Here is a 6346-nt window from a genome sequence, read left to right as displayed (position 1 = left end):
TGTTGTTCCTGTACCAAGCACTTCTTACTCCATTAAAATAAAAAAGCTCTTAAACAGCATTATAAGAGCTTTGTCAATAAAAACTTAGGGCCAATTGGAAGCTTTATGCGCGGGATCCACTCAAACTACACGAAACTAACCATCCTCTTGACAAGGTTTGAGACTAGATTCCGCGCATAAAGCGCGGAACGTAGGCTCTGGCTCCAATTGTCAACAAACCCTAGCGTTCTGATACAAAGAGTAATGACCTCGCTCGTTGCAGTTAGTATATGAAAGGACGTAGCCTTGATGAGCCTAGGCTCATCAAGGCTACGTATGTTGTCAGATGCCATGAAACTGCAGTTGTCTCCAGGCTTCAAAAAGAATAATCGCTACTGAATTGGATAAATTAAGGCTGCGGCTATGCGGGCACATAGGGATACGAATCGCGGTATAGCGTTCTCTTAAATCAGCAGGTAAGCCTCGTGTTTCTGGCCCAAACAGCAACATATCCTCATCCTGATAACTTACTTCATGGTAATTTTTCTGTCCTTTAGTTGAGCAGGCAAAGATGCGCCGCTTTTGGTTTTGCTCAATAAAATGTGCTTCATTATCGTAATGAATGACATTAGCCCATTCATGGTAATCCAGGCCTGCGCGACGCATGCGCTTATCATCTATGGCAAAGCCTAAAGGATGGATAAGATGAAGCTGTGCGCCGCTATTGGCGCACAAACGAATAATATTCCCTGTGTTAGGCGGGATTTCGGGTTGATACAGGGCTATGTGAAGCATTTTTTATACTGGCATTAGTTGGTTTGGTATTTTTAACAGGGGGAGTGTCATCATCATCAATGTAATTGCCAAAGTCTTCTTCATCGATATACAGTGAACCATCCTCTTGTTGTTCTCCGGTAATCCGGAAGTTGCGATGCTGCAGGTAGGCATCCCGCATAAAGGCATATTTATCCAACGCCTGATCAAATACGGCTTCTGTTTCAAACATCTGTGAACGTAAATCAACATACCTCAAACCTGCCAGTCCCCAGATAACTGCATCATTTCTAATATAAAAATAAGGCGTAAAGATAGAGTAATCAAAAATCATACCCATGCCATCGCGGATGGTGCTTGGGCCTAACAGGGGAATGACGATATAAGGTGATTTCTTATCACCCCATTTGGCAAAGGTTAACCCCATATCATTATAGTGAGGCGGTAGGCTAAAATGTTGATCCGCAACATCAAATAGACCGGCTATGCCAAAGGTTGAGTTAATTAAAAAGCGCCAGCTGTCTTTAATCGCGAAGCGCCATTCCGCCTGAAAAAGATCATTGGCTACCGTTGGTAGCATGGCCACATTATTGTAGGCATTATTAACACCTGCTCTTACCGGGGCAGGTATTGCCGCTTTGTAAACTCTGGCGACCGGTTTCAGCATGGTGGCATCAACGGCCATATTAAATTTATAAATTTCACGGTTAATTGGCTCGTAAGGATCAGCTGGATTGGTTCCCTTATGCATACAGGCAGCAAGCATTAAAGCACTGATTAGGCTCGAAAGAATGGCAATTAAGCGCATGATTTTTTTATTTTTGTTTGCTATTTTAAGATGATGTTACACCAGTTTGAGTACATTGGAAACTCAAAGTTTGGGTCTGCCACAGGCTGTCTAAAACTGAAAAACAAAGGTTACTGGCCCATCATTACAAAGGTGAACCTGCATGTCGGCACCAAATTGTCCACTTGCAACAGTCGGATGATTCTCACGAGCAAGGGTTAACAGTTGTTGAAACAAGTCTTGACCTGCCTTTGGCGGAGCTGCCTTGGAGAAACTCGGACGTAACCCTTTATTGGTGTCGGCAACCAGGGTAAATTGTGGTACCAGTAATAAACCACCGTTGATATTCTTCAGGCTTAAGTTCATTTTCCCTTGATTATCGTTGAAAACTCGATAATTAAGGCATTTCTTAAGCATCTGAATCAGGGTTTGCTGATTATCATGACTCTCAAAGCCACAGAGGATAACTAACCCTTGAGAGATTGAACCTGCGATTTGTTCATTAATAGTGACATGGGCTTGCTGAACCCGCTGGATTACAATTAACATACATCCAAATCCTGCCTTGCAATTTCTTTAGTGGCTGTAACCAACGCATCAATAATCCCTGGCTCCAGCTCAGAATGTCCGGCATCCCGAATTATTCTCAGATTGGAGGCGCTAAGTACCTGGTGCAAATCCCAGGCACCCCCAAGAGGCGAAACCATATTGTAACGGCCATGAATAATATAAGCAGGAATATGCCTGATTTTATCAGCTTCATTAATGACCTGGTTTTCTTCAATAAAATAATGGTTACTGATGTAATAGGATTCGAGCTTGGCAAGAGCCAATGCAAAATGCGGTACGCTGTATTGGTCGATAAGGTTAAAGTGGGGGTGCAGGCTGTTGCAATGTGCCTGCCATAAAGCCCAGTGTTTAGCAGCTGCCATGCGGGCGAGTTCGTTGTTATCCTGCAGGCATTGAGCATAGTAGCCAATGATGTCATGTTGTTCATCAGGGGGAACTATACTGATGAAATGTTGCCAATAGTCGGGGAAAACAAGATTTGCGCCTGACTGGTAGAACCAGTCAATGTCTTTTTTCCTGCCCAAAAAGAGTTGGTTTAATAATAAAGCTGCAATTTGCTGTGGGTACATTTGGGCATAAAGCAGTGCCAGGAGTGAACCCCAGCCGCTGCCAAAGAGGACAAAGCGGGTGAGACCGAGGTAATCTCGGATAGCTTCGATATCATCCAGTAGATGAGGGGTCGTGTTATCCATTAACTCGGCGTAAGGTTTGGAGCGGCCGCAACCTCGTTGGTCGAAAAGGATAATACGGTAAACTTCCGGGTTAAAAAAACGCCGCAGGTCAGGGGTTATAGCGGCTCCAGGCCCATGATGCAAGACGATTACCGGCTTGCCTTTGGGATTGCCAACTTCCTCAATATAAAGAACATGAGGGGGACTGACCGGCAGTTCATGTTGATTATAGGGCTTGATGGCAGGAAAAAGGGAATGCATAACCCTCCTTGAAATTTTAATAGATTTATCCTCTCAATCAACAACAGCTTAGCTTATCCTGCATAAGAATAGCAACTGAAGCGATACTTTTGGGATAGCAATGGAGGGTGCAATTAACACCAACCACAGTTTAATTGCACCCAGCAATGGCTAAAATTTTGTTTTTGGCTGCTAAATTTAAGATAATGCGGGAAATTTAAATTAACAGGTTTTAAATTCAATGAAATTGCTTGACGGGTTAAATGAAAAGCAGCGGGAAGCAGTGACTGCACCGCTAGGGAATACATTAGTCCTCGCTGGTGCCGGGAGCGGTAAAACCAGGGTATTAGTGAGCCGTATTGCCTGGCTTATTGAGAAAGAGCATCTTTCTCCCCATTCTATTTTGGCGGTTACTTTCACCAACAAGGCTGCAGGTGAGATGAAGACACGATTAAATGCAATGCTTGAAACACCCTTGTCAGGGTGGTGGGTAGGGACGTTTCATAGCTTGTGTCATCGTTTGCTGCGGCGTCATTACCAGGAGGCCAGGCTGCCTGAACAATTTCACATTCTGGACAGCGAGGATCAGGCTCGAGTAATTAAACGGGTTTTGGCTTCCTTAAACCTTGATGAAAACCAGTGGCCGGTTAAACAGGCGCAAGCCTTTATTAACAATAAAAAAGATGAGGGGTTAAGGGCTCAGCATGTACATGTTATGCCCTATGGCCCTTCCCGTACCTGGGTAGAAATTTACAAGGCTTATGAGGGGGCATGTCAGACTGCGGGAGTGATTGATTTTGCGGAACTGTTGCTGCGTACCCATGAATTATTACGCGATAATTGCGATTTATTAGCCCACTATCGTCAGCGATTTCAGGCAATTTTGGTTGATGAGTTTCAGGATACAAACACGATTCAGTATGCATGGATTCGTTTGCTTGCTGGTGAGCAGGCTTCTGTAATGGCTGTAGGCGATGATGATCAATCAATTTATGGCTGGCGAGGGGCAAGGGTGGAAAACATTCAACAGTTTTCTCAGGATTTTAAGGGTACTCAGGTTATTCGTCTGGAGCAGAATTATCGCTCAACCTCAACAATCCTTGAAGCGGCCAATACGTTGATTGCCAATAATAATGCACGAATGGGGAAGAACTTGTGGACTGCAGGGGGCAGTGGTGAAAAGATCATTGTTTACAGTGCTTTTAATGAACTGGACGAGGCTCGTTTTATCAGTGAGCGGATCTTAATGGAACTCAACCAGGATCGCAGTGCCGATGAAATTGCTATCCTTTACCGGTCTAATGCTCAATCACGGGTGATTGAAGAAGCCTTGCTGCGGGCGGGCATTGCTTATCGTATTTATGGCGGAGTACGGTTTTTTGAGCGTGCGGAAATCAAGGATTCCCTTGCTTATTTACGCCTGCTGGCTAATCTGAATGACGATACGGCCTTTGAAAGAGTCGTCAATTTCCCTACACGAGGCATTGGTGAGAAGACTCTTGAAGAATTAAGGCATCTGGCTAAAACAGAAGGGATTTCCTTGTGGCAGGCAGCTGAAGGCTCACTAAATGCCAAGCTTCTACCCCAGCGAGCGGCAACCGCACTGTCCAATTTTGTTGAGCTGATTAAGAAATTACAGTTGGAAACGGCTGAGAAGGCGCTGGATGAGCAGATTGATGAAGTCATTAAAACCAGTGGCTTATATGCCCATTTTGCAAAAATCAAGGGGGAAAAAGCACAGTCCAGGCTGGATAACCTGCAAGAATTGGTGAATGCCGCCAAGCAGTTTCGTTATGAACAGGATAGTGTAGAAGAAGAGCTGCCCTTACTGGTTGCTTTTCTTGCCCATGCTTCCTTGGAGGCCGGAGAGATGCAGGCTGAAGCGCATGAACGTTATGTGCATTTAATGACATTGCATGCCGCAAAAGGATTGGAGTTTCCCTTGGTTTTCTTAACAGGGGTGGAGGAAGGTGTATTTCCATCAAAACAGAGTATTGAAGAGCCTGGTCGCCTTGAAGAAGAGCGTAGGCTTTGCTACGTTGGAATGACTCGGGCGATGGATAAACTTATTTTGTCTTATGCGGAAGTACGCCGCCAATATGGACGTGAAGAATACCATCGTCCTTCCCGGTTTTTGCGTGAGCTGCCCACAGAATTGCTGGATGAAATACGTGTTAAGGCGCGTTTCCAGCCTGCAGTTTCTCAACAGCGGTTACCCGATTCCGCCCAGGAGAAATCAGGTTTAAGATTAGGACAGGCTGTCAGTCATGCCAAGTTCGGCCAGGGAGTCATCCTGGCAATCGAGGGAAGTGGTGCCCATACCCGCGTGCAGATAAAATTTTCAGAGCATGGTAGGAAGTGGCTGGTATTGGCCTATGCCAATTTGACTATTCTTGAAGATTGCTCTTTTTAGATAAAGCTATTGAATTTAGTCAGCGCTGGTGCTACGTTGCTGTTGTTAAGTTTGACTCATAAACGACTAAGGGGAAGGGTGTGAAATTAAAAACTTTATTAACTGCCGGTTCACTAATAACAGCAATGGCTTCACCGCTGGCTATGGCTGCTGATGCTTCAGCTGCGATGTCTGAAGCACAAAAAAAAGAAATAGAAAAAGTAATCCATAACTACCTGGTTAATAACCCAGAGGTTTTACTGGAAGCCTCTCAGGCACTGCAGCAAAAACAACAGCAGGTTATGCAGCAACAGGCACAAGTCGCAATTAAGGAAAATGCCAACCAATTATTTGATGACAGTTTAACTGTAGTTGGCAATCCAAAGGGAAGTGTCACGCTGGTTGAGTTTTTTGATTACCAGTGTATCCATTGTAAAAAAATGGCACCTGTAATTAGTGAATTGGTTAAGAAAGACTCTAATTTACGGGTAGTATATAAGGAATTTCCTATTTTCGGTAAAAGCTCTGATATAGCGTCCAGAGCAGCACTGGCAGCAGCAATGCAAGGAAAGTACCAAGCCATGCATGAAGCCTTAATCAAGCAAGACAAGCGTTTGAATGAACAGTTAGTTATGGATGTTGCTAAATCGGTTGGCGTGGACATGACCAAATTAAAAACAGACATGGACAGCAAAACCGTTACTGATGCTTTAAATGCTAATCGTGAGCTGGCTGAAAAATTACATTTAATGGGAACTCCGGCCTTTATTGTTGCTGCCACTGCAAATGGCAAGTTGAAAGAAGGTGCTTCGCCTTCATTTATTCCTGGAGCAGCAAGTGAGCAGGTATTGCAGGAGTTAATCAAGAAGGCGTCCTCCAATAGCTAGACAATCATTTATGCTTGTAGGCTTAAACTTATCGTTCCAGTTCTCG

6 protein-coding genes are annotated in these 6346 nt (G+C 44.4%); 2 read left to right on the top strand and 4 right to left on the bottom strand.

Annotation, left to right across the window (positions count from 1 at the left end; all coding sequences use genetic code 11):
* Positions 1 to 321: 321 nt before the first annotated feature.
* The 4 genes from trmL to pip all read right to left on the bottom strand — a co-directional run bounded on the left by trmL (position 322) and on the right by pip (position 3042).
* Positions 322 to 774 carry a tRNA (uridine(34)/cytosine(34)/5-carboxymethylaminomethyluridine(34)-2'-O)-methyltransferase TrmL gene (gene trmL, locus E1O65_RS00980; RefSeq protein ID WP_133131724.1) on the bottom strand — a complete coding sequence of 151 codons (453 nt, stop codon included), beginning with the start codon at positions 772 to 774 and terminating at the stop codon, positions 322 to 324.
* On the bottom strand, positions 734 to 1561 hold the full coding sequence (locus E1O65_RS00975; protein ID WP_133131723.1) for a VacJ family lipoprotein: 828 nt from the start codon (positions 1559 to 1561) through the stop codon (positions 734 to 736). The genes trmL and E1O65_RS00975 overlap by 41 nt, the downstream gene beginning before the upstream one ends.
* A gap of 90 nt (positions 1562 to 1651) precedes the next feature.
* Complete coding sequence (gene dtd, locus E1O65_RS00970; protein ID WP_133131722.1) at positions 1652 to 2089, bottom strand: D-aminoacyl-tRNA deacylase; 438 nt, start codon at positions 2087 to 2089, stop codon at positions 1652 to 1654.
* Positions 2083 to 3042, bottom strand: coding sequence for a prolyl aminopeptidase (gene pip / locus E1O65_RS00965; RefSeq protein WP_133131721.1), 960 nt, complete (start codon positions 3040 to 3042; stop codon positions 2083 to 2085). Before pip ends, dtd begins: the two co-directional genes overlap by 7 nt.
* A 220-nt stretch (positions 3043 to 3262) precedes the next feature.
* Between pip and uvrD the strand changes: the two genes are divergently transcribed.
* Together uvrD and E1O65_RS00955 are read left to right on the top strand one after the other, a co-directional pair.
* Positions 3263 to 5434, top strand: a complete 2172-nt coding sequence (gene uvrD / locus E1O65_RS00960) for a DNA helicase II (protein WP_133131720.1) — start codon at positions 3263 to 3265, stop codon at positions 5432 to 5434.
* Between the two features lie 80 nt (positions 5435 to 5514).
* Positions 5515 to 6300 carry a DsbA family protein gene (locus E1O65_RS00955; RefSeq protein ID WP_133131719.1) on the top strand — a complete coding sequence of 262 codons (786 nt, stop codon included), beginning with the start codon at positions 5515 to 5517 and terminating at the stop codon, positions 6298 to 6300.
* The last annotated feature ends 46 nt before the right edge of the window (positions 6301 to 6346 follow it).

This window comes from Legionella sp. W10-070, assembly GCF_900640175.1.
Taxonomy (GTDB): domain Bacteria; phylum Pseudomonadota; class Gammaproteobacteria; order Legionellales; family Legionellaceae; genus Tatlockia.
Note: the sequence above shows the minus strand (reverse complement) of the source record. Positions and strands in the feature narration are given on the sequence as shown.

Coding starts and splice junctions, on each gene's coding strand:
- trmL (WP_133131724.1), bottom strand. CDS start 774: ATGCTTCACATAGCCCTGTATCAACCCGAAATCCCGCCTAACACAGGG.
- E1O65_RS00975 (WP_133131723.1), bottom strand. CDS start 1,561: ATGCGCTTAATTGCCATTCTTTCGAGCCTAATCAGTGCTTTAATGCTT.
- dtd (WP_133131722.1), bottom strand. CDS start 2,089: ATGTTAATTGTAATCCAGCGGGTTCAGCAAGCCCATGTCACTATTAAT.
- pip (WP_133131721.1), bottom strand. CDS start 3,042: ATGCATTCCCTTTTTCCTGCCATCAAGCCCTATAATCAACATGAACTG.
- uvrD (WP_133131720.1), top strand. CDS start 3,263: ATGAAATTGCTTGACGGGTTAAATGAAAAGCAGCGGGAAGCAGTGACT.